Origin of the sequence: Curtobacterium sp. MCLR17_034, assembly GCF_003234485.1 — a bacterium.
Lineage (GTDB): Bacteria > Actinomycetota > Actinomycetes > Actinomycetales > Microbacteriaceae > Curtobacterium > Curtobacterium flaccumfaciens.
This window is the reverse complement of sequence record NZ_QKTH01000006.1, coordinates 96,934-118,906: the sequence shown is the minus strand read 5'-3', so window position 1 is coordinate 118,906 and position 21,973 is coordinate 96,934. Positions and strand designations below refer to the sequence as shown.

Here is a 21,973-nt window from a genome sequence, read left to right as displayed (position 1 = left end):
CAGGCGGTCGGGGTCGGGTGGGCCCGTCGGCGTGGGAGGATCGAACCCATGCGTCTCGTCGTCGCCGGCAGCCCCGCTGCGGCCGTCCCCACCCTCCGCCGTCTGGCGGCGTCCGACCACGAGATCGTCGCGGTGCTCACGCGGCCGGCCACCCCGCAGGGCCGGAAGCGTGTCCTCACCCCGACCCCGGTGGCCGTCGTCGCCGCGGAGCTCGGACTGCCGGTCATCGAGGCCTCGCGCGTCGACGACGCCGTCACCGCCCGGATCGCGGACCTCGACGTCGACCTCGGCGTGATCGTCGCCTACGGCGCACTGCTCCGCCGTCCGGCCCTCGACGCCCCGCGGCACGGCTGGATCAACCTGCACTTCTCCGACCTGCCGGCGTACCGCGGTGCGGCTCCCGTGCAGCGTGCGGTGATGGCCGGCGACACCCGGACCGCCGCCACCGTCTTCCAGCTGGTCGAGTCGCTGGACGCCGGCCCGGTCTACGCCGCCCTGCCCTTCGAGATCGACCCCGAGGCGACCTCGGGCGAGGTCCTCGCGGCGATGGCCGAGGTCGGCGCCGACGTGGTGGCGGACGTCGTGGACGCCATCGCCGCCGGCACCGCCGTCGCGACCGAGCAGTCCGGCGAGCCCACGCTCGCCCCGAAGCTCACGATCGACGACGGCCGCATCGACTTCGCCGCGCCCGCCGCCGCCGTGCACGCGCGGCTGCGCGGGGTCACGCCCGAGCCCGGCGCGTACGCCCACCTGGGCGAGACCCGCCTGAAGCTGCTCCGCAGCACGCTCCAGCCAGGAGGCACGCAGGACCCCGCCCCGTCGCTCGCGCCCGGTGCGCTCGCACTCCACGGCGGCCGGCTGCTGGTCGGGACCGCCGACACCCCGCTCGTGCTGCTCGAGGTGCAGCCGGCGGGCAAGAAGGCGATGGACGCCGCCGCCTGGGCCCGTGGCCTCGGCGAACTGGACGGGAAGGTCCTCGCATGAGCCCCCAGACGAAGCCCCAGGGTGCCCGCCGCGGCCCGCGTCCGGCGAGTGCCCGCCGCGTGGCGTTCGACGTGCTCCGCGCCGTGCAGGTCGACGACGCCTACGCGAACCTGCTGCTGCCGACGCGCATCCGCCGCGCCGGGCTCACCGCCCGCGACGCCGGGTTCGCGACCGAGCTCACCTACGGGTCGATCCGGATGCTCGGCCGCTACGACGTGATCATCGCGCTGGCATCCGGTCGTCGGGCCGAGAACATCGAGGCGGACGTCCTCGACGTGATGCGTCTCGGTGCGCACCAGCTGCTCGCCATGCGCACGCCGACGCACGCCGCCGTCGACGCCACGGTCGAGCTCGCCCGCGAGGTCGGTGCCCGCCGCGCGACCGGGTTCGTGAACGCCGTGATGCGCAAGATCGCCGCCCGAACCGACCAGGAGTGGGACGCCCTGATCACCGAGGGCCGCGCCGGGGACGCCCTGCTCGCCACCCGCTGGTCGCACCCCGTCTGGGTCGTCTCGGCGCTCCGCGACGCCCTGGCCGCCGAACGCTCCCGCGACGAGCTCGCCGCCCTGCTCGCCGCCGACAACGCCGCACCCCGGGTGCAGCTCGCGGCCCTGCCCGGACTCGCCACCGACGAAGACATCGCCACGGCGACCGCCCGCACCGCTCCGGACGACGACACCGACGCCGCGTTCGCCGACGCGACCGGTGCGGACGACGTGCCCGCGGCCCTGGTGCCCGCGGACGACGAACCGGAGGCCGACGGCGTGACCGGCACCGTGCCTCCCGTCCGGGCCGACGAGCCCGTCGTGCAGGCGGACGCCGCGCCGGTGTCGCCCGTCGGCATCCGCGGCATCAGCGGCGACCCGGCGCGCGTGCCGGGCGTCGCCGCCGGACGCCTGCGCGTGCAGGACGAGGGGTCGCAGCTCGCCGCGCTGGCGCTGAGCCGCTCGTCGGACGTGCGTGCGGGGGAGCGGTGGCTCGACATGTGCGCCGGGCCCGGCGGCAAGGCCGCGTTGCTCGCCGCCGAGGCGCAGCAGGGCGGGGCGACCCTGGTCGCCAACGAGCTCGTGCCCGCCCGCGCCGGCCTCGTGCGGAACGCCCTCGGCGTGTTCGGTGACCACGTGCGGGTCGTCGAGGGCGACGCCCGTCGGTACGGACGCGACGGCACCGGGATGACCTTCGACCGCATCCTGCTCGACGCCCCGTGCACCGGGCTCGGCGCGCTGCGTCGCCGACCGGAGGCACGCTGGCGGAAGCTCCCCGAGGACGTCGAGGAGCTCGCTGGCCTGCAGACCGAACTGCTCGACGCCGCCGTCCGGGTGCTCGCACCGGGTGGGACCCTGGCATACGTGACGTGCTCGCCGCACCTGGCCGAGACCCGCGGGCAGGTTGACGCGCTGATGGGGCGGCACGGCGACCGGCTCGAGCAGCTCGACACCGCCGCGATCGTCCGGGGTGTCGCCGCACGCGACCCCGAGATCGCGGACGGCGCCACGGCGCAGCTGTGGCCGCACCGCATCGGGACGGACGCGATGTTCATCGCGCTGTTCCGTCGCGTCGACTGAGGCCCCGGCCCACGGCACGCCGGTAGGCTTGCCCGGTGACGATCCGCATCTCGCCGAGCATCCTGTCCGCCGACTTCGCGAACCTCGAGCGCGAACTCCAGCGCATCGAGACCGCTGACCTGGTGCACGTCGACGTGATGGACAACCACTTCGTCCCGAACCTGACGCTCGGGCTGCCGATCGTGCAGCGCCTGCAGCAGGTGTCGCCGGTGCCGCTCGACGTGCACCTGATGATCACCGACGCCGACCGCAACGCGCCGAAGTACGCCGAGACGGGTGCGTCGAGCGTCACGTTCCACTTCGAGGCAGCCGACGACCCGGTGGCGACCGCCGCCGCGATCCGGTCGAACGGTGCCCGGGCCGCCGTCGCCGTGAAGCCCGGTACCCCGATCACGCAGGTGCTGCACCACCTCGACGCCTACGACATGATCCTGCTGATGACGGTCGAGCCCGGGTTCGGCGGCCAGTCCTTCATGCCGTCCGTGATGCCGAAGCTCGCCGACGCCCGCGCCGCCGTCGACGCCTCCGGGCTCGACGTGTGGCTCGAGGTGGACGGCGGGATCGCCGTGGACACCGTGCCCGAGGCCGTGCGGAGCGGCGCTGACACGCTGGTCGCGGGCTCCGCGGTGTACGGCGGCGAACCCGCTGCGCGCATCGCCGACCTGCGCGAGGCCGCCGCTCGGGCTCGCTCGTGACCTGGGGAGCGCCGGAGCGCACCGGCGTCACCGAGGCGACCACTGCCTCCCGTCCGGACGGTGCGTCGGCAGCGTCGGCGGAGACCGGTAGCCTGGACCCCGTGAAGACGTTCGACGACCTGTTCCAGGAGCTCACCGAGAAGGCGCGTACGCGCCCCGAGGGCTCCGGCACCGTCGCCGAACTGGACGCCGGCGTGCACCAGATCGGCAAGAAGATCGTGGAAGAAGCCGCCGAGGTCTGGATGGCGGCCGAGTACGAGGGCGACGAGCGCACCTCGGAGGAGATCTCCCAGCTGATCTACCACCTCCAGGTCCTCATGGTCGCCAAGGGGCTCACCCCGGCGGACGTCTGGCGACATCTGTAGGAAGCGCCGCCCGGCGCACCGACGACCGCCGACGACCCCACAGAAAGCAGACCCACTGATGCTCCGCATCGCCGTGCCCAACAAGGGCTCCCTGTCCGAGACCGCGTCCGACATGCTGCGGGAGGCCGGGTACGCCGGCCGCCGCGACCCGAAGGCGCTGCACCTGCTCGACGAGCGCAACGGCGTCGAGTTCTTCTTCCTCCGCCCGCGGGACATCGCCACGTACGTGGGGTCCGGCGCGCTCGACGTCGGCATCACCGGCCGCGACCTGCTGCTCGACTCCGGGTCCGAGGCGCACGAGGTCGACGCGCTCGGCTTCGCCGACTCCACCTTCCGGTTCGCCGGCACGCCCGGTCGGTTCGGCTCGCTGCAGGACCTCGACGGCGTCCGGGTCGCCACGAGCTACCCCGGCCTGGTCGGGGCCTTCCTCGCCGAGCACGGGGTCAGCTCCACGCTCGTGAAGCTCGACGGCGCGGTCGAGAGCGCCGTGCGGCTCGGGGTCGCCGACGCCGTGGCCGACGTCGTGTCGACGGGCAGCACGCTCCGGCAGGCGGGCCTCGAGATCTTCGGCCCGGTGATCCTCGAGTCGACCGCGGTGCTCGTCTCCACCGACGAGACCATCCCGGGTATCGACGTCCTGCGCCGACGCCTGCAGGGCGTCCTCGTCGCCCGTGGCTACGTGATGCTCGACTACGACGTCCCCACGGCCCTGCTCGAGCAGGCGACGGCGGTGGCGTCCGGCATCGAGTCGCCCACCGTGTCGCCGCTGCACGACCGCGACTGGGCCGCGGTCCGCGTGATGATCCCGCGCGACGACGCGAACCTCATCATGGACGCGCTCTACGACCTCGGCGCCCGGGCGATCCTCGTCAGCCCGATCCACGCCGCACGCCTGTGACCCCCGGTGGCGTGTCGGTCCGGGTCATCCCGTGCCTCGACGTCAAGGGAGGGCGCGTCGTCAAGGGCGTGAACTTCCTCGACCTGCAGGACGCCGGTGACCCCGTCGAACTCGCGGCTCGGTACTACGAGCAGGGTGCCGACGAGCTGACCTTCCTCGACGTCGGCGCCACGGTCGAGAACCGGGCGACGATGTACGACACCGTGACCCGGACGGCCGAGCAGGTCTTCATCCCGCTCACCGTCGGCGGCGGGGTGCGCAGTGTGGACGACGTCTCGCGGCTGCAGCAGTGCGGCGCAGACAAGATCGGCGTGAACAGCGCAGCGATCGCCCGGCACGAGCTCATCGGCGAGATCGCCGACCGGTTCGGTGCCCAGGCCGTCGTGTTGTCGCTCGACGTCAAGCGGTCCGACCGGATGCCCTCGGGCTTCGTGGTCACCACCCACGGCGGGCGGACCGAGTCCGACCTCGACGCCATCGCGTGGGCACGCGAGGCCGTCGAGCGGGGCGCGGGGGAGCTGCTCGTCAACTCCATCGACGCCGACGGCACGAAGAACGGGTTCGACCTCGAACTCGTGGCCGCGGTGCGCGCCGTCTCGTCGGTCCCGGTGATCGCCTCGGGAGGCGCGGGTCGCGTCGAGCACTTCGCCCCGGCCGTCGACGCGGGTGCCGATGCAGTCCTCGCCGCCAGCGTCTTCCACCGTGGCGAGATGACCGTGGGGGACGTCAAGGCCGCGCTCCGCGCGACCGGCCACGCCGTCCGCTGATCCGCCGCCGTAGGCTAGGAGCCTCATGACCGACAGCACCAGCACCGACACCGAGGCGGTCCTCGACCGCGCACACTTCGGTGCGGACGGCCTGCTCCCCGCCATCGTGCAGGAGGAATCGTCGAAGGACGTCCTCATGCTCGGCTACATGGACCGGGAAGCCCTCCGCCGCACCCTCACCGAAGGCCGTGTGACCTTCTGGTCGCGGTCGCGGAACGAGTACTGGCGGAAGGGCGACACGTCGGGACACGCCCAGTACGTCCGCGGTGCCGCGCTGGACTGCGACGACGACACGCTCCTCGTCACGGTGCAGCAGGTCGGGGCTGCGTGCCACACCGGTGCGCACCGGTGCTTCGACGTCGACCCGCTCGCGCCCGTGACCATGTCCGCCCCGGCGGACACGGCCGTGGAGCCGACCCGATGACCACCGCGACGATCTCCGAGACCCCGCACACGACCACCCGACCGGAGTTCGACGGCCTGCTCGGCGACCACCGTGTCCTGCCGGTCGTCCGCGCGCTGTACGGCGACAGCGAGACGCCGGTCGGCGTCTACCGCAAGCTCGCCGACGGCCGCCCCGGGTCCTTCCTGCTCGAGTCCGCCGGCCAGGGCGGCCTGTGGTCGCGCTGGTCGTTCGTCGGCGTGCGGAGCTTCGGCGTCCTGACCCAGGACGGCGACCGCGCGGCCTGGATCGACACCGGCATCGACGCCGAGCGCGCCGTCGGGTCGCTCGACGGCGCCCCGCTCGAGGTCCTGGCGCGGTTGCACGAGCGCTGGGCGACGCCCCGTGTGCCCGGCTCGCCGCCGCTCGTCGGCGGCACCGTCGGCTTCATCGGGTGGGAGGCCGTGCGGCAGCTCGAGCACCTGCCGAACGTGCCGCCGGCCGACTTCGACGTCCCCGGACAGGCGCTGTCCTTCGTCTCCGAACTCGCCGCGCTCGACCACCGCACCGGTCTCGTGCTGCTCGTCGCGAGCGTGCTGAACGACGGCACCGACGACGCGGACACGCTCTGGGCGGATGCGCAGCAGCGCCTCGACCGCATGCAGGGCGACCTGGTGCAGCCGAGCGTCGCGACCGTGGCCGAGGCCTTCGAGATCGCCGAGCCGACCCCCACCCACCGCACGAGTCCGGCCGACTACATGGCGGCCGTCGAGCGCTCGAAGGGCTTCATCCGCGACGGTGACGTGTTCCAGGTCGTCATCTCGCAGCGGTTCGACCACGAGGTCACGGCCGACCCGCTCGACGTCTACCGGGTGCTCCGGACGCTGAACCCGAGCCCGTACATGTACTTCCTCGCCCTCGCGGACACCGCCGACGAGCGGTTCTGGATCGTCGGCGCATCGCCAGAGGCGCTGGTCAAGGTGCAGGGCGACCGCGCCATCACGCACCCGATCGCCGGGTCCCGCCCGCGCGGTGCGACCCCGGAAGCGGACGTCCACCTCGGCGAGGACCTGCTCGGCGACCCGAAGGAGCGCGCCGAGCACCTGATGCTCGTCGACCTCGCACGCAACGACCTGCAGAAGGTGTGCGAGCCGGGCACCGTCAGCGTCACCGAGTTCATGACCGTCGAGCGGTTCAGCCACATCATGCACCTGGTGTCGAGCGTCGAGGGGCGGGTGCGCCCCGACGCCTCGGCGATCGACGTGTTCCGGGCGACGTTCCCGGCCGGCACGCTCTCGGGCGCGCCGAAGCCGCGTGCGCTCGAGATCATCGACGAGCTCGAGCCGGCGAAGCGCGGTGCGTACGCCGGTGTCGTCGGGTACTTCGACTTCGCGGGTGACGCCGACCTGGCGATCGCGATCCGGACCGCCCTGATCAAGGACGGCGTGGCCCGCGTGCAGGCCGGTGCCGGACTCGTCGCGGACTCCGATCCGGAGACCGAGCACGTCGAGGCGGTCAACAAGGCCGCCGCCCCGCTGCGTGCCGTCGCCACCGCCAACCGGATGCGCGAGGTCCGCTCGTGAAGCGCTCGCGTCCGATCGTCGTCGTCGCCGGGCTCCTGGTCGCCGGCGTCATCATGCTCGCCTGGACCCAGACCTGGTTCACCGTCCGCCTGCACGCCGGCGCCGCCGTCACCTCGACGGTCGCGGCCGACGGGGCGGCGGTCGTGCCGCAGTACACCGCGCTGGCGATCGCGAGCCTCGCGCTCTTCCTGGCGATGACCATCGCGGGGCGGGTGCTGCGCATCGTGCTCGCCGCCGTCGAGATCCTGCTCGGCCTCGGCGTGGTCGTCAGCGGCATCACCGCCCTCGGCGACCCGATCGCCGCTGCACGCGGTGCCGTCGGCGAGGTCGCCGGGGTCAGTGACCTCGGTGCCGTCCGCGGTGTCGTGTCGAGCGTCTCCGTGAGCCCGTGGCCCGCCGTCGGGATCGCGGGTGGCGTGCTCGCCGTGCTGCTCGGCGTGGTCGTCATCGTGGTCCAGCGCGCCTGGCCCGGCCCGAGCCGGAAGTACGCTGCCGCCACCGCCGGAGCCGCCGCAGCAGCACGTGCAGCAGCTCCCGTCCAGCGCGACGCGGTCGTCGACTGGGACGACCTGAGCGCGGGCGTGGACCCGACCACCGCCGACGGCGCGGGCGCGGGGGCGCCGAGTGACGACACGGTAGGATCGACAGGGCGTCGCTCGACCGACGACGCCGGAGCAGAACGAGGAGCACCGTGAGCAACACTGAGCCCGCAGAACTCGGCGAAGGCCACTCGCCGGCCGCCTGGACCGCCGTCGTGATCATGTTGATCGGATTCGCGGCAGGCACGCTGTTCTTCTGGTTCGACCAGCCGTGGGGCGTCTGGGCCTCCGCTGGCGTCGTCCTCATCGGCCTCATCGTCGGTGGCGTGATGAAGAAGGCCGGCTACGGCGTCGACGGTCCGAAGTTCGTCCCTAAGCACCACGGCGAGTAGGGGTCTCCCGATGCCGAACGTGCTCGAGACCCTCGTCGCGGGCGCGCTCGAGGACGCCGCCGCCCGTCGTGTCGACCGTCCGTACTCGGACGTCGAACGCGACCTCGACCGGGTGGCGTCGCCGCTCGACGCCCTCGCGTTCCTCAGCCCGGGCGACCGGGTGAAGATCATCGCCGAGGTCAAGCGCGCCAGCCCGTCCCGCGGGTCGATGGCCGCGATCGCCGACCCGGCTGCCCTCGCCGCCGACTACGAGCGTGGCGGGGCCTCGACGATCAGCGTCCTGACCGAGGGCCGCAAGTTCCTCGGCAGCCTCGCCGACCTCGAGGCCGTGAAGGCCCGCGTCGGGGTCCCCGTGCTCCGCAAGGACTTCATCGCGGACCCGTACCAGGTGATCGAGGCCCGGGCGTCCGGAGCCGACGTCGTGCTGCTCATCGTGGCGGCGCTCGAGCAGGCCCGCCTGGTCGAGCTGCACACCCTGGCCGAAGAACTCGGCATGCGCGTGCTGGTCGAGGCGCACTCCGGTGACGAGGTCACGCGTGGCCTCGACGCCGGTGCTCGCATCCTCGGCGTCAACGCCCGCGACCTCACCGACTTCTCGCTCGACCGCGACCTGTTCGGGTCGCTCGCCGACCGCATCCCCACCGGGGTCGTGCGGGTCGCCGAGTCCGCGGTCTCCGGTCCGGCCGACGTCGCCCACTACCGGGCGGCCGGCGCCGACGTCGTGCTGGTCGGCGAAGCGCTCGTGACGGGTGACGACCCCGCCGCGACCCTGGCGTCGTTCGTCGACGCCGCCGACCGGGCCTGACCGGCTCCGCCCACGTATCGAGGCCGCCGACCGCGGCCGCACGTTCCACCCGTCCGACGCGGCCGACCAGCCGCGTCGGACTCGTCCCGGGAGACACATCGTGACCTCACTCCGCGACCTGCACGGCCCCTACTTCGGTGACTTCGGCGGACGCTTCGTCCCCGAGTCCCTCGTCCTCGCGCTCGACGAGCTCGAGGCCGCCTTCCGCCAGGCCTGGGCGGACCCGGCGTTCCGTGCGGAGCTCGACGAGCTGCAGCGCGACTACACCGGGCGCCCCTCGATCATCACCGAGGTGCCGCGGTTCGCGAAGCACGCCGGTGGTGCCCGGGTCATCCTGAAGCGCGAGGACCTGAACCACACCGGGTCCCACAAGATCAACAACGTCCTCGGCCAGGCCCTCGTCGCCCGTCGGCTCGGCAAGACCCGCCTGATCGCGGAGACCGGTGCCGGCCAGCACGGCGTCGCGACCGCGACCGCCGCAGCCCTGTTCGGCATGGAGTGCGTCGTCTACATGGGCGCCGTGGACACCGAGCGACAGGCCCTCAACGTGGCGCGGATGCGCCTGCTCGGCGCGGAGGTGATCCCCGTCGAGACCGGTTCGCGCACCCTGAAGGACGCCATCAACGACGCCCTGCGCGACTGGGTCGCCAACGTCGAGTCGACGCACTACCTGCTCGGCACGGTCGCCGGTCCGCACCCGTTCCCCGAGATGGTGCGCGAGTTCCACAAGGTCATCGGCGAGGAAGCGCGCCAGCAGGTCCTCGACCGCGTCGGGCGCCTGCCGGACGCCGTCGCGGCCTGCGTCGGCGGCGGATCGAACGCGATGGGCATCTTCGAGGCGTTCCTCGACGACGAGTCCGTCGCGCTGCACGGCTTCGAGGCCGGCGGCGACGGCGTCGAGACCGGTCGGCACGCGGCGAGCATCACGCTCGGTCGCGAGGGCGTCCTGCAGGGCGCGAAGTCGTACCTGATGCAGGACGAGGACGGCCAGACGATCGAGAGCCACAGCATCTCCGCCGGACTCGACTACCCGAGCGTCGGACCGGAGCACGCGTACCTGGCGTCGATCGGCCGCGCGAAGTACCAGCCGATCACCGACACCGAGGCGATGGAGGCGTTCCGCCTGCTGAGCCAGACCGAGGGCATCATCCCGGCGATCGAGTCGTCCCACGCCCTCGCCGGTGCCATGAAGCTCGGCAAGGAGCTCGGCCCCGAGGGCGTCGTGCTCGTGAACCTGTCCGGCCGGGGCGACAAGGACGTCGCGTCCGCCAGTCGCTACTTCGGCATCCTCGACGAGAACGCGGTGCAGCTGTGACCACGAACCGGACCGTCGCCACGACGATCGACACCGCCAACGCCGAGCGCGCCGGAGCCGTCGTCGGCTACCTGCCCGCCGGGTACCCGAACCTGCAGACCAGCGTCGACGCCGCCGTCGCCCTCGCCGAGAACGGCGTGGACGTCATCGAGTTCGGTCTGCCGTACTCCGACCCCGTGATGGACGGCCCCGTGATCCAGCGGGCAGCCGAGGAGAGCCTGGCGAACGGCTTCCGGGTCGCACAGGTCTTCGACGCCGTGCAGCAGATCACCGAACGGGCCGACGTGCCGGTCCTCGTCATGACCTACTGGAACCCGGTGCTGCGCTACGGCGTGGACCGCTTCGCCGACGACCTCGTCGCCGCCGGTGCCGCCGGCCTCATCACGCCCGACCTCATCCCCGACGAGGCCTCCGCGTGGACCGAGGCCTCGGAACGGACCGGGCTCGACCGGGTCTTCCTCGCCGCGCCGTCCTCGTCGGACGAGCGCATGCGCCAGGCGGTCGAGGCCAGCCGTGGGTTCGTGTACGCCGTCTCGACGATGGGTGTGACCGGTGCCCGGGTCGGCGTCGACGTCGCCGCACGCACGGTGGTGTCGCGTCTGCGCGACGCCGGGGTCGAGCGCACCTGCGTCGGTCTCGGGATCTCGACGGCCGAGCAGGTCGGTGAGGTCCTCGAGTACGCCGACGGTGCCATCGTCGGGTCCGCGTTCGTCCGTGCGCTGGCCGACCTCGGTGTGCAGGGTGTGGCCGACCGTGCCGCCGACCTCGCCACCGGCGCCCGCCGCCGCTAGTCCAGTTCCTGTCCGGCTCGCGAGCCGCGCTACAGTGAGCGAGGCCGACGCCACGTCGACCGCGCCCCGTCAGTTCCGAAAGGCGACAGCACCTCCATGCCCCTCCTGAGCATCCCGAGCCCGAGCACCGCCTGGCAGTACTTCGACCTGACCGCCTGGCTGCGCGACGCGTTCGGCTGGTCGCTGCCCCTCGACTTCCGCATCCACGCGTACGCGATCTGCATCCTGATCGGGATCGTCGCCGCGGTCGTCCTGGCGAACCGACGACTCAACGCCCGTGGCGTCGAGCGCTGGATCATCATCGACATCGCGATCTGGGCCGTGCCCGCTGGCATCATCGGCGGTCGTCTCTTCCACGTGTTCACCCACGTGTCCGACTACTTCGGCCCCGGCATCGACCCGCTGTCCTTCCTGTACATCTGGGAGGGCGGGCTCGCCATCTTCGGGGCGCTCATCCTCGGGTCGGTCGGTGCGTGGATCGGCTGCCGTCAGGTGGGCCTGCGGTTCACGTCGTTCATCGACGCGGTCGTGCCGGGCGTCCTGCTCGCACAGGCCTTCGGTCGCCTGGGCAACTACTTCAACCAGGAGCTCTTCGGCATGCCGACGAGCCTGCCCTGGGGCCTCGAGATCGACTCGAGCAACGCTGCGTTCCCGAAGGGCCTGCCCGAGGGCACGCTGTTCCACCCGACCTTCCTGTACGAGATCATCTGGAACGTCCTCGGTGTGGTCGTCATCCTCTTCCTGGCGCGCAAGTTCACGCTGCAGTGGGGCAAGGTCCTCGGCCTGTACCTGATCTGGTACGGCGCCGGGCGCTCGGTGCTCGAGTCCATCCGCGTCGACACGAGCGAGACCTTCTTCGGCGTCCGCACCAACGTGTGGGTGGCCCTCGCCGCGGTCGTGATAGGCATCCTGATCTTCGTGGTGCAGAGCCGTCGCCACACCGGCAAGGAGCCGAGCCCGTACCTGCCGGGTCGCGGGCCCCGTCCGACCTCCGTTGTAGACTCCGAGGACACCTTCTCGGAGCACGATGACGACGCAGCAGACGGCGTCACGAGCGACGAACCGGTCACGACCACTCGCTGATCCCGTGGTGGGAGCACCCGCTCCCGACGACCACCGGTCACGTGCAGCACACCAGCAGCAGCAGCACCAGACGGTCCCCGCCACAAGCGGGGCCCAGCAACCTCGCCGGCCGGCAGGGCAACTCACTGACGGCGGGCACGGGCACCAGTCCCGCCCGCTCGGGCGGAACGCACCACCGGGCCACCGCTGTCCCTGTTCCACTTCCTCGTGAGGACGGTTCCCCATGGCGCTCCAGCCAACCCAGCCCTCGGCACCGACGAGCCTCGTGCCGCCGCACCGCCGCTTCTCCGCGATCCCGGACGCGACGGGCATGTACGACCCGGCGAACGAGAAGGACGCCTGCGGTCTCGCGATGGTCGCGACCCTGCGCGGCACGCCCGGGCACGACATCGTCGACGCGGCCCTCGGTGCGCTCCGGAATCTCGAGCACCGCGGTGCCGTGGGGTCCGACGCTGGCACCGGTGACGGCGCGGGCATCCTGTGCCAGGTGCCCGACGAGTTCCTGCGGGCCGTCGTGCCGTTCGAGCTGCCGGCAGCGGGGGAGTACGCCGTCGGCACCGCCTACCTGCCCCTGGACGACGACGCCCGCCACGCGGTGAAGGGCGCCGTCGAGCGGCTCGCCCGCGAAGAGGGCCTGAAGGTCCTCGGGTGGCGCGAGGTCCCGGTGCGTCCGGAGGTCCTCGGCACGCTGGCCCGTGCCGCGATGCCGGCGTTCGAGCAGCTCTTCGTCGCCTCCATCCGGCACGACGTGCACGGTGCCTCGTGGAGCGGCATCGCGCTGGACCGTCAGGCCTTCCGCCTCCGCAAGCGGGCCGAGCACGACAACGACCTGTACTTCATGTCGCTGTCGAGCCGCACCATGGTCTACAAGGGCATGGTCACGACGCTCCAGCTCGAGCCGTTCTACCCGGACCTCAGCGACGAGCGCTTCGCGTCGAAGCTCGCGATCGTGCACTCGCGCTACTCCACCAACACGTTCCCGTCGTGGCCGCTCGCGCAGCCGTTCCGGACGATCGCCCACAACGGTGAGATCAACACCGTGCGCGGCAACCGCAACTGGATGCGCGCCCGCCAGTCGCAGCTCGAGAGCGAACTGCTCGGCGACATGGCCCCGCTGCTGCCCATCGTGAGCCCGGGGGCGAGCGACTCGGCCTCGTTCGACGAGGTCCTCGAGCTGCTGACCCTGACCGGCCGGACCCTGCCGCACGCCGTGTCGATGATGGTGCCCGAGGCGTGGGAGAACCAGGTCGGGATGGACCCGGACCTCCGCGCGTTCTACGAGTACCACTCGATGCTCATGGAGCCGTGGGACGGCCCCGCCGCGATCACCTTCACCGACGGCTCGCTCGTCGGCGCCACCCTCGACCGCAACGGCCTGCGCCCCGGACGCTTCCTGGTCACCGACGACGGCCTCATCGTGATGGGCTCCGAGACCGGGGTCATCGACGTGCCGGCCGCCAAGGTCGTGCGCAAGGGCCGTCTGCGTCCGGGCCGGATGTTCCTGGTGGACACCGAGGCCGGCCGCATCATCGAGGACGACGAGGTCAAGCGCGAGCTCGCCGCCTCGGGTCCGTGGGGCGACTGGCTCGAAGCCGGACGCATCAACCTCAACGACCTGCCGGAGCGCGAGCACATCGTGCACACCCCGGCGTCGGTCACCCGTCGTCAGCGCGCGTTCGGGTACACCGAGGAAGAAGTCCGGATCCTGCTGCGCCCGATGGCGGCAGCGGGTGCCGAACCCCTGGGCGCGATGGGCTCGGACACCCCGATCGCCGTGCTGTCGGAGCGTCCACGCCTGCTCTTCGACTACTTCACGCAGCAGTTCGCGCAGGTGACCAACCCGCCGCTCGACTCGATCCGCGAGCAGGTCATCACCTCGATGGGGATGGGACTCGGTCCGGAGCGCAACCTGCTCTCCGCCGGTCCCGAGCACGCGAAGCAGATCACGCTCGACTTCCCGGTGATCGACAACGACCAGCTCGCCAAGGTCCAGCACTTCGAGACCGAGTCGGGTCGCCACCTGACCGTCACGATCAAGGGCCTGTACCGCGTCGACGCCGGCAAGAAGGCGATGCAGAAGCGCATCGCCGCCGTGTGCGACGAGGTCGACGCCGCGATCGAGTCCGGCAAGCAGTTCATCGTGCTGTCCGACCGCGACGGCAACTCCGAGCAGGCACCGGTGCCGAGCCTCCTGCTCCTCGCCGCGGTCCACCACCACCTGATCCGCACCGAGCAGCGCATGAAGGTCGGGCTGATCGTCGAAGCCGGCGACGTGCGCGAGGTCCACCACGTGGCGACCCTCATCGGGTACGGCGCCTCGGCGATCAACCCGTACCTGGCGATGGAGACCTGCGAGAACCTGGTCCGCGCCGGCATGATCCCCGGGATCACCCCGGAGCAGGCCGTCAAGAACGTCATCAAGGCGCTCGGCAAGGGCGTGCTGAAGATCATGTCGAAGATGGGCATCTCCACGGTGTCCAGCTACGCCGGTGCGCAGGCGTTCGAGGCCGTCGGGCTCAGCCAGGAGTTCGTCGACAAGTACTTCACGGGCACCTCGTCGATCCTGGGTGGCGTCGACATCGACGTCATCGCCAAGGAGAACGCCGAGCGGCACGCCCAGGCGTACCCGCAGGACGGCGCGGTGCTCTCGCACGAGCGACTGCAGATCGGTGGCGAGTACCAGTGGCGCCGTCAGGGCCCGCCGCACCTGTTCAACCCGGACACGGTGTTCCGCCTGCAGCACGCCACCCGTGCCCGCCGCTACGACATCTTCCGCGAGTACTCGAGCGCCGTGGACGACCAGTCCGAGCAGCTCATGACGCTCCGCGGGCTGTTCCGGTTCAAGCAGGGCGCTCGGAAGCCCATCGCGCTCGACGAGGTCGAGTCGATCGAGTCGATCGTCAAGCGGTTCAACACCGGTGCGATGTCCTACGGGTCCATCTCGAAGGAAGCTCACGAGACGCTCGCCATCGCGATGAACCGACTTGGTGGCCGTTCGAACACGGGTGAGGGCGGCGAGGACGTCGACCGCCTGCTCGACCCCGAGCGCCGCAGCGCGATCAAGCAGGTCGCCTCCGGCCGGTTCGGCGTGACGAGCATGTACCTCACGCACGCCACCGACATCCAGCTCAAGATGGCGCAGGGCGCGAAGCCCGGCGAGGGCGGTCAGCTGCCCCCGGCCAAGGTCTACCCGTGGGTGGCCCGCACCCGGCATGCCACCGCGGGCGTCGGCCTCATCTCGCCGCCGCCGCACCACGACATCTACTCCATCGAGGACCTCAAGCAGCTGATCTTCGACGTCAAGCGCGCCAACCCGGCCGCCCGCGTCCACGTGAAGCTCGTGAGCCAGTCCGGCATCGGTGCGGTCGCGGCCGGCGTGACGAAGGCCCTGGCCGACGTCGTGCTCGTGTCCGGCCACGACGGCGGCACCGGCGCGAGCCCGCTCAACTCGCTCAAGCACGCCGGCACCCCGTGGGAGATCGGCCTGGCCGAGACCCAGCAGACGCTCATGCTGAACGGCATGCGTGACCGCGTCGTCGTGCAGGTGGACGGGCAGATGAAGACCGGACGCGACGTCGTCGTGGCCGCGTTGCTCGGGGCCGAGGAGTACGGCTTCGCGACCGCCCCGCTCGTGGTCGAGGGCTGCATCCTGATGCGCGTCTGCCACCTGGACACCTGCCCGGTCGGCGTCGCCACGCAGAACCCCGAGCTCCGCAAGCGGTTCTCCGGCAAGCCCGAGTTCGTCGTGAACTTCTTCGAGTTCATCGCACAAGAGGTCCGCGAGCTCCTCGCCGAGCTCGGCTTCCGCAGCCTCGACGAGGCCATCGGGCAGTCCGACGCGCTCGACGTCGACCGTGCCGTCGAGCACTGGAAGGCGTCGGGCCTCGACCTCGCGCCGGTGCTCAAGGGACCGCACTTCGACGACGCCGAACCGCGCCGCCACCACCGCGAGCAGGACCACGAACTGGACCAGCACTTCGACGTGCAGCTCATCCAGCAGACCGCGGACGTGCTCGACCACGGCGGTTCGATCGCGCTCGACCTGCCCATCCGCAACACCGAGCGCGCCGTCGGCACCATGCTCGGCCACCAGGTGACCCTGCGGCACGGCGAGCACGGCCTGCCGAACGGATCGATCGACGTGACGCTGCGCGGTTCCGCCGGGCAGTCGCTCGGTGCGTTCCTGCCGGCAGGCATCACGCTGCGGCTCATCGGCGACAGCAACGACTACGTCGGCAAGGGGCTCTCCGGCGGCCAGATCGTCGTCCGTCCCGACGCCGGTTCGGGCTTCGACCCGGCCGAGAACGTCATCGCCGGCAACGTCATCGGGTACGGCGCCACCCAGGGCAGCATGTTCATCCGCGGCATCGTGGGCGAGCGCTTCCTGGTGCGGAACTCCGGTGCCACGGCCGTCGTCGAGGGCGTGGGCGACCACGCGCTCGAGTACATGACGGGCGGGCTCGCGCTCATCCTCGGCGAGACCGGCCGGAACCTCGGCGCCGGCATGTCCGGTGGGACGGCGTACGTCCGAGGCCTGTGCCAGGAACACGTGAACACCGACGCACTGGCGTCCGGTGAACTCCGGCTCGAGGCGCTCGACAGCGCCGACGTCGAGATCGTCACCGACCTGCTCACCCGGCACGCCGACGAGACGGGGTCGACGCTCGCGTCCGACCTGCTGGCGTCCGGAGACCTGAGCGACTTCGTCAAGGTGCTGCCGCGCGACTACGCGGCGGTGCTCGAGACGCGCAGACAGGCCGTCGACGAGGGGCTCGACCCCGACGGTGACATCGTTTGGAACAGGATCATGGAGGTGACCGGTGGCTGAGCGTCACGCACGTCCGGAACAGGCAGTGCCCGACACGACCTCGGAGGTGACCGGTGGCTGACCCCAAGGGATTCCTGAAGGTCCAGGAACGCGAACTCCCGCCCCGGCGACCCGTGCCCGTGCGGCTCATGGACTGGAAAGAGGTCTACGAGCAGCAGGAGTCCGGTGTCCTGAAGCGCCAGGCCGGCCGCTGCATGGACTGTGGTGTGCCGTTCTGCCACCAGGGCTGCCCGCTCGGCAACCTGATCCCGGAGTGGAACGACCTGACCTGGCGCGGTGAGGGCCGCCAGGCGATCGAGCGTCTGCACGAGACGAACAACTTCCCGGAGTTCACGGGGCGGCTCTGCCCGGCACCGTGCGAGTCGTCGTGCGTGCTCGGCATCAACCAGCCCCCGGTGACGATCAAGCAGGTCGAGGTCTCGATCATCGACCAGGCGTTCCAGAACGGCTGGGTCACCCCGCACCCGCCGGAGCGCCTGACGGGCAAGACCGTCGCCGTCGTGGGCTCCGGTCCCGCCGGTCTCGCCGCCGCGCAGCAGCTCACGCGCGCCGGCCACACGGTCGCCGTCTACGAGCGGGACGACCGCATCGGCGGGCTGCTGCGCTACGGCATCCCGGACTTCAAGATGGAGAAGCGCCAGATCGACGCGCGCCTCGCCCAGATGCAGGCCGAGGGCACCCGGTTCCGTGCCGGGGTCGAGATCGGCAAGGACATCACCTGGGACGACCTGAAGTCGCGCTACGACGCAGTCGTGGTCGCCACCGGCGCAACGGTGCCGCGCGACCTGCCGATCCCGGGGCGCGACCTCGAGGGCGTGCACTTCGCCATGGACTACCTGGTCCAGCAGAACAAGGCGAACGCGGGGACGACGGTCGACAACCAGATCACGGCCGAGGGCAAGCACGTCGTCGTCATCGGTGGCGGCGACACCGGCGCGGACTGCATCGGCACCGCACACCGCCAGGGTGCGCTGAGCGTGACGAACCTGGCGATCGGCAAGCAGCCGCCGCTCGAGCGTCCGTCCGACCAGCCGTGGCCGATGTTCCCGACCGTGTTCGAGATCACGAGCGCCCACGAAGAGGGCGGCGAGCGGCACTTCCTCGCCTCGACCGTGGAGTTCCTGTCGAACGACGCCGGCGAGGTCCGCGCACTGCGGGTCGCCGAGACCGAGTACCTCGACGGCCGACGGGTCCCGAAGGCGGGGAGCGAGCGGGAGATCCCGGCCGACCTCGTCCTCATCGCGATGGGCTTCACCGGCCCCGAGTCGGACACGATCGAGCCGCAGCTCGGTCTGCCGACCACGGGTTCCGGGGCGCTCGACCGCCGTGCCGACTACGCGACCAACGAGGCCGGGGTGTTCGTCGCCGGCGACGCTGGTCGCGGGCAGTCGCTCATCGTGTGGGCGATCGCCGAGGGTCGTGCCGCGGCCGCGCAGGTCGACGAGTACCTCGAGGGCTCCACGATCCTGCCGGCACCGGTCAAGGCGACCGACCGGGCGATCTCCGTCTGATGTCGGACGCGCACCAGATGTCGGGCCGCCGCCAGGCGGCGGACCGTTTCCACCAGATGCTCACGCTCCCGTGAGCGTGAGGCCACCAGCACTCGGTAGGGTGCTGGTGGCCTCGCTTCGTTCCGCGCGGCCCCACAGCGCGGAAACCCAAGCTCCATCCACCACCACGAAGGAATCCATTGAGACGCGCAAAGATCGTTTCGACGCTCGGACCGGCAACGTCGGACTACGAGACCGTCAAGGAGATCATCGAAGCGGGCGTCGACGTCGCCCGCCTCAACCTCAGCCACGGTGACTACAGCGTCCACGAGGCCAACTACGTCAACGTCCGTCGTGCCGCCGAAGAACTCGGCAAGCCCGTCGCGATCCTCGTCGACCTGCAGGGTCCGAAGATCCGTCTGGCACGCTTCGCCGACGGCCCGCACGACCTGGCAGTCGGTGACATCTTCACCATCACGACCGAGGACGTCCCCGGCTCGAAGGAGATCTGCGGCACGACGTTCAAGGGCCTGCCGCAGGACGTCAAGCCCGGCGATCCGCTGCTCATCGACGACGGCCGTGTCCGCCTCCGTGTCCTCGACACCGACGGCGTGCGGGTCCGCACCGAGGTCGTCGTCCCCGGCACGGTGTCCAACAACAAGGGCATCAACCTGCCCGGTGTCGCCGTCAACGTCCCCGCGCTGAGCGAGAAGGACGAGGCCGACCTGCGCTGGGCGATCCGCCAGGGGGCCGACCTCATCGCGCTGTCGTTCGTGCGCAACGCGAGCGACGTCGTGCGTGCCCACGAGATCATGGACGAAGAGGGCAAGCGCCTGCCCGTCATCGCCAAGGTCGAGAAGCCCCAGGCCGTCGACGCCCTCGAGGAGATCATCGACGCCTTCGACAGCATCATGGTCGCCCGCGGTGACCTCGGCGTCGAGCTCCCGCTCGAGGCCGTCCCGATCGTGCAGAAGCGCGCCGTCGAGCTGTCCCGCCGCATGGCCAAGCCGGTCATCGTCGCGACGCAGATGCTCGAGTCGATGATCTCGTCGCCGATCCCCACCCGCGCCGAGACCTCCGACGTCGCGAACGCCGTCCTCGACGGTGCGGACGCGGTCATGCTGTCCGGTGAGACGAGCGTCGGTGAGTACCCGGTGCAGACCGTCCGCACCATGGCCCGCATCGTCGAGTCCACCGAGGACCACGGTCTCGAGCGCATCGCGCCACTCGGCACCAAGCCGCGCACCCTCGGCGGTGCGATCACCCTCGCCGCCGTCGAGATCGCCGAGTTCACCGAGGCGTCGTACCTCTGCGTCTTCACCGAGTCCGGTGACTCGGCCCGCCGCATGTCGCGTCTGCGCCACGGTCTGCCGATCATCGCCTTCACCCCGAACGAGGCCACGCGCCGCCGGATGGCCCTCACCTGGGGTGTCCGTTCGTTCCTGGTGGAGCGGAAGACCCACACCGACGAGCTCTTCTCGCAGGTGGACGACGTCCTCCTCGAGAACGGCCTGGCCGCCCCCGGCGACCGCGTCATCGTGACGGCCGGGTCCCCTCCCGGCATCGAGGGCTCGACGAACGACCTGCGCGTGCACCGGGTGGGCGACGCCCACGCCGAGGCCGCCCCGGCCTACGTCCGGGACTGATCCGAGGGATCCGTCGCCACCAGGGCGCGGACTGGAGGCCCGGTGCGAGCAGCGCCGACCGCTTCCGGTCCGCGCCCTGCCGCGTCTCCACGGCCCTGGTGGTGACCGGACGTCGGCCGCAGGCGGCAGGATGGTCGCTGTGAGCCTCCGATCCGACACCCCGGCGCCGCGCGCCGACGTCCGCCGCTGGCGTCGCTACCTGGCCGACGAACGCGCCGAGGCGGCCGTGTACCGCAACCTCGCTGCCCGCCGTTCCGGCGAGGAGCGCGAGATCCTCGCCGCGCTGGCCGAGGCCGAGGGACGGCACGCCGACCACTGGCTCGACCTGCTCGGCGACGACGTCGGACGGCCGCAGCGGGGGAGCCTGCGCACCCGGGTGCTCGCCGTGCTGGCCAAGCGGTTCGGGTCGGTCTTCGTCCTCGCGCTCATGCAGCGCGCCGAGGACCGTTCACCGTACGCCGACGACTCGGACGCGACCGCGCGGATGGCTGCCGACGAGCGGATCCACGGCGAGGTCGTGCGCGGGCTCGCGAACCGCGGCCGGATGCGGCTGTCCGGCACGTTCCGGGCGGCGGTGTTCGGCGCGAACGACGGCCTGGTGTCCAACCTGGCGCTCATCATCGGCATCAGTGCCTCGGGGGCCGACCGCCACTTCGTGCTGCTGAGCGGCATCGCCGGCCTGCTCGCCGGCGCGTTGTCGATGGGGGCGGGGGAGTACGTCTCCGTCCGGTCGCAGCGCGAGCTGCTCGAGGCGTCCGCGCCGCACCCCGAGGCCGGCAAGGCCGTGTCGGACCTCGACGTCGACGCGAACGAGCTCGCGCTGGTCTACCGCGCGCGCGGGATGTCCGAGGCCGAGGCAACCGAGCACGCCGCGCAGGTGCTCTCCGGCATCGGTGAGCGGCGGCCCGCGACCGGTTCGACCGCGGTCGCGGACGACCACGAGGCGGTCGGTACCGGGCTGAGCGCCGCGGTGTCGAGCTTCTGCTTCTTCGCCTCGGGCGCGATCATCCCGGTGCTGCCGTTCCTGTTCGGCATGCAGGGGTGGCCGGCGATCGCGGTGGCCGGCGGGCTGGTGGGCATCGCCCTGCTCGGCACCGGTGCGGTCGTCGGCGTGCTGAGCGGAGCGTCCCCGGGCAAGCGCGCCTTCCGGCAGCTCACCATCGGGTTCGGTGCGGCGATCGTCACCTACGCGCTCGGGCTGCTCTTCGGCACCGGGTCGGCCTAGCGGCGGAAGGCGGCGAGCAGCGGCTAGCGGCGGACGGCGGCGCGCGGCGGCAGGAGCAGCAGGGCCGCGGCCCCGACGACGATGAGCGCGATGCCGGCGAAGACCATGAAGACGGTCAGCGCGAGTCCGGGCGCGACGAGCACGACGATGCCCCCGATGATCGACAGCACGCCGCTGACGACGGTCGGGACGCGTGACGACCCCGGGTGGCCGACGAAGCCGCCGACGATCGCGGCGACCCCCTCGATCAGGAACCCGACCCCGGCGAGCACCGCGTAGACGACGAGCGGGATCGCCGGGTCGAGCAGGGTCACGAGCCCCGCGACCGCGACCAGGCCGCCGACGATGCCGGACGTCCACCGCCACACCGGACGGGTGCCGTGCCCCCGCACCGCGGCGAAGACGCGCAGTGCCCCGGCCACGACGAGGTACACGCCGAACAGCAGCGCCACGAGCACGAGCGACGGGCGGGGCCAGACGATGGCCACGATGCCCAGTGCGATGGCGACGACGGCGGTGACGACGACGAACACCCGGAACGTCCTGACGGCACGAGAATCCACGAGCGCTCCTCCCTGATCGCCAGCGCTGGTGTCCAGCACGCTACCCGTCGGAGCCGC

Annotated in this window: 19 protein-coding genes; 18 read left to right on the top strand and 1 reads right to left on the bottom strand. The window is 71.7% G+C overall.

Annotation, left to right across the window (positions count from 1 at the left end; translation table 11 throughout):
* Positions 1 to 48: 48 nt before the first annotated feature.
* From fmt to DEI98_RS08615, 18 genes are all read left to right on the top strand, one after another.
* Complete coding sequence (gene fmt, locus DEI98_RS08700; protein WP_111100509.1) at positions 49 to 984, top strand: methionyl-tRNA formyltransferase; 936 nt, start codon at positions 49 to 51, stop codon at positions 982 to 984.
* A gap of 59 nt (positions 985 to 1,043) precedes the next feature.
* A complete protein-coding gene (locus DEI98_RS08695; RefSeq protein WP_111100537.1) occupies positions 1,044 to 2,549 on the top strand; it encodes an RsmB/NOP family class I SAM-dependent RNA methyltransferase in 1,506 nt (501 codons plus the stop codon).
* Positions 2,550 to 2,584: 35 nt separating this feature from the next.
* Positions 2,585 to 3,244: a ribulose-phosphate 3-epimerase gene (rpe, locus tag DEI98_RS08690; protein WP_110864565.1), complete on the top strand. Its 660-nt coding sequence runs from the start codon at positions 2,585 to 2,587 to the stop codon at positions 3,242 to 3,244.
* A 101-nt stretch (positions 3,245 to 3,345) separates the two neighbouring features.
* Positions 3,346 to 3,609, top strand: a complete 264-nt coding sequence (locus tag DEI98_RS08685; protein ID WP_027465728.1) for a phosphoribosyl-ATP diphosphatase — start codon at positions 3,346 to 3,348, stop codon at positions 3,607 to 3,609.
* A 58-nt stretch (positions 3,610 to 3,667) separates the two neighbouring features.
* Positions 3,668 to 4,507, top strand: coding sequence for an ATP phosphoribosyltransferase (gene hisG / locus DEI98_RS08680; protein WP_071403725.1), 840 nt, complete (start codon positions 3,668 to 3,670; stop codon positions 4,505 to 4,507).
* An 11-nt stretch (positions 4,508 to 4,518) separates the two neighbouring features.
* Positions 4,519 to 5,274, top strand: coding sequence for an imidazole glycerol phosphate synthase subunit HisF (hisF, locus tag DEI98_RS08675; protein ID WP_232536485.1), 756 nt, complete (start codon positions 4,519 to 4,521; stop codon positions 5,272 to 5,274).
* A gap of 25 nt (positions 5,275 to 5,299) precedes the next feature.
* Positions 5,300 to 5,698, top strand: coding sequence for a phosphoribosyl-AMP cyclohydrolase (gene hisI, locus DEI98_RS08670; protein WP_110864563.1), 399 nt, complete (start codon positions 5,300 to 5,302; stop codon positions 5,696 to 5,698).
* Complete coding sequence (locus DEI98_RS08665) at positions 5,695 to 7,239, top strand: anthranilate synthase component I (RefSeq protein WP_111100508.1); 1,545 nt, start codon at positions 5,695 to 5,697, stop codon at positions 7,237 to 7,239. The genes hisI and DEI98_RS08665 overlap by 4 nt, the downstream gene beginning before the upstream one ends.
* Positions 7,236 to 7,934: a Trp biosynthesis-associated membrane protein gene (locus DEI98_RS08660; RefSeq protein ID WP_110864562.1), complete on the top strand. Its 699-nt coding sequence runs from the start codon at positions 7,236 to 7,238 to the stop codon at positions 7,932 to 7,934. Before DEI98_RS08665 ends, DEI98_RS08660 begins: the two co-directional genes overlap by 4 nt.
* Positions 7,931 to 8,170, top strand: a complete 240-nt coding sequence (locus DEI98_RS18640) for an HGxxPAAW family protein (protein ID WP_017887200.1) — start codon at positions 7,931 to 7,933, stop codon at positions 8,168 to 8,170. Before DEI98_RS08660 ends, DEI98_RS18640 begins: the two co-directional genes overlap by 4 nt.
* A 19-nt stretch (positions 8,171 to 8,189) precedes the next feature.
* Positions 8,190 to 8,975: an indole-3-glycerol phosphate synthase TrpC gene (gene trpC / locus DEI98_RS08650; RefSeq protein ID WP_071403979.1), complete on the top strand. Its 786-nt coding sequence runs from the start codon at positions 8,190 to 8,192 to the stop codon at positions 8,973 to 8,975.
* 100 nt (positions 8,976 to 9,075) lie between these two features.
* On the top strand, positions 9,076 to 10,290 hold the full coding sequence (gene trpB / locus DEI98_RS08645) for a tryptophan synthase subunit beta (RefSeq protein ID WP_071244754.1): 1,215 nt from the start codon (positions 9,076 to 9,078) through the stop codon (positions 10,288 to 10,290).
* Positions 10,287 to 11,081 (top strand): tryptophan synthase subunit alpha, encoded by a 795-nt coding sequence (gene trpA / locus DEI98_RS08640; RefSeq protein WP_111100507.1) that lies wholly within the window; start codon positions 10,287 to 10,289, stop codon positions 11,079 to 11,081. The genes trpB and trpA overlap by 4 nt, the downstream gene beginning before the upstream one ends.
* Before the next feature lie 96 nt (positions 11,082 to 11,177).
* Complete coding sequence (gene lgt / locus DEI98_RS08635; RefSeq protein ID WP_071244753.1) at positions 11,178 to 12,164, top strand: prolipoprotein diacylglyceryl transferase; 987 nt, start codon at positions 11,178 to 11,180, stop codon at positions 12,162 to 12,164.
* 223 nt (positions 12,165 to 12,387) lie between these two features.
* Positions 12,388 to 16,992, top strand: coding sequence for a glutamate synthase large subunit (gene gltB / locus DEI98_RS08630; protein WP_375334811.1), 4,605 nt, complete (start codon positions 12,388 to 12,390; stop codon positions 16,990 to 16,992).
* 53 nt (positions 16,993 to 17,045) lie between these two features.
* On the top strand, positions 17,046 to 18,503 hold the full coding sequence (locus DEI98_RS08625; protein ID WP_071403731.1) for a glutamate synthase subunit beta: 1,458 nt from the start codon (positions 17,046 to 17,048) through the stop codon (positions 18,501 to 18,503).
* A 179-nt stretch (positions 18,504 to 18,682) separates the two neighbouring features.
* Positions 18,683 to 20,128 (top strand): pyruvate kinase, encoded by a 1,446-nt coding sequence (gene pyk, locus DEI98_RS08620; RefSeq protein ID WP_017887208.1) that lies wholly within the window; start codon positions 18,683 to 18,685, stop codon positions 20,126 to 20,128.
* Positions 20,129 to 20,258: 130 nt separating this feature from the next.
* The gene (locus DEI98_RS08615; RefSeq protein WP_111100506.1) at positions 20,259 to 21,353 is read left to right on the top strand and encodes a VIT1/CCC1 transporter family protein; all 1,095 of its coding nucleotides are present in this window, start codon (positions 20,259 to 20,261) and stop codon (positions 21,351 to 21,353) included.
* Positions 21,354 to 21,376: 23 nt separating this feature from the next.
* On the opposite strand, the gene DEI98_RS08610 is transcribed toward DEI98_RS08615, so the two are convergent.
* Positions 21,377 to 21,916, bottom strand: a complete 540-nt coding sequence (locus tag DEI98_RS08610) for an HdeD family acid-resistance protein (RefSeq protein ID WP_173033968.1) — start codon at positions 21,914 to 21,916, stop codon at positions 21,377 to 21,379.
* Positions 21,917 to 21,973 lie beyond the last annotated feature (57 nt).

Bases quoted from the DNA above. Each gene is read 5' to 3' on its own strand.
- hisG (WP_071403725.1), top strand. From the start codon at position 3,668: ATGCTCCGCATCGCCGTGCCCAACAAGGGCTCCCTGTCCGAGACCGCG.
- lgt (WP_071244753.1), top strand. From the start codon at position 11,178: ATGCCCCTCCTGAGCATCCCGAGCCCGAGCACCGCCTGGCAGTACTTC.
- DEI98_RS08665 (WP_111100508.1), top strand. From the start codon at position 5,695: ATGACCACCGCGACGATCTCCGAGACCCCGCACACGACCACCCGACCG.
- hisI (WP_110864563.1), top strand. From the start codon at position 5,300: ATGACCGACAGCACCAGCACCGACACCGAGGCGGTCCTCGACCGCGCA.
- DEI98_RS08615 (WP_111100506.1), top strand. From the start codon at position 20,259: ATGGTCGCTGTGAGCCTCCGATCCGACACCCCGGCGCCGCGCGCCGAC.
- fmt (WP_111100509.1), top strand. From the start codon at position 49: ATGCGTCTCGTCGTCGCCGGCAGCCCCGCTGCGGCCGTCCCCACCCTC.
- gltB (WP_375334811.1), top strand. From the start codon at position 12,388: ATGGCGCTCCAGCCAACCCAGCCCTCGGCACCGACGAGCCTCGTGCCG.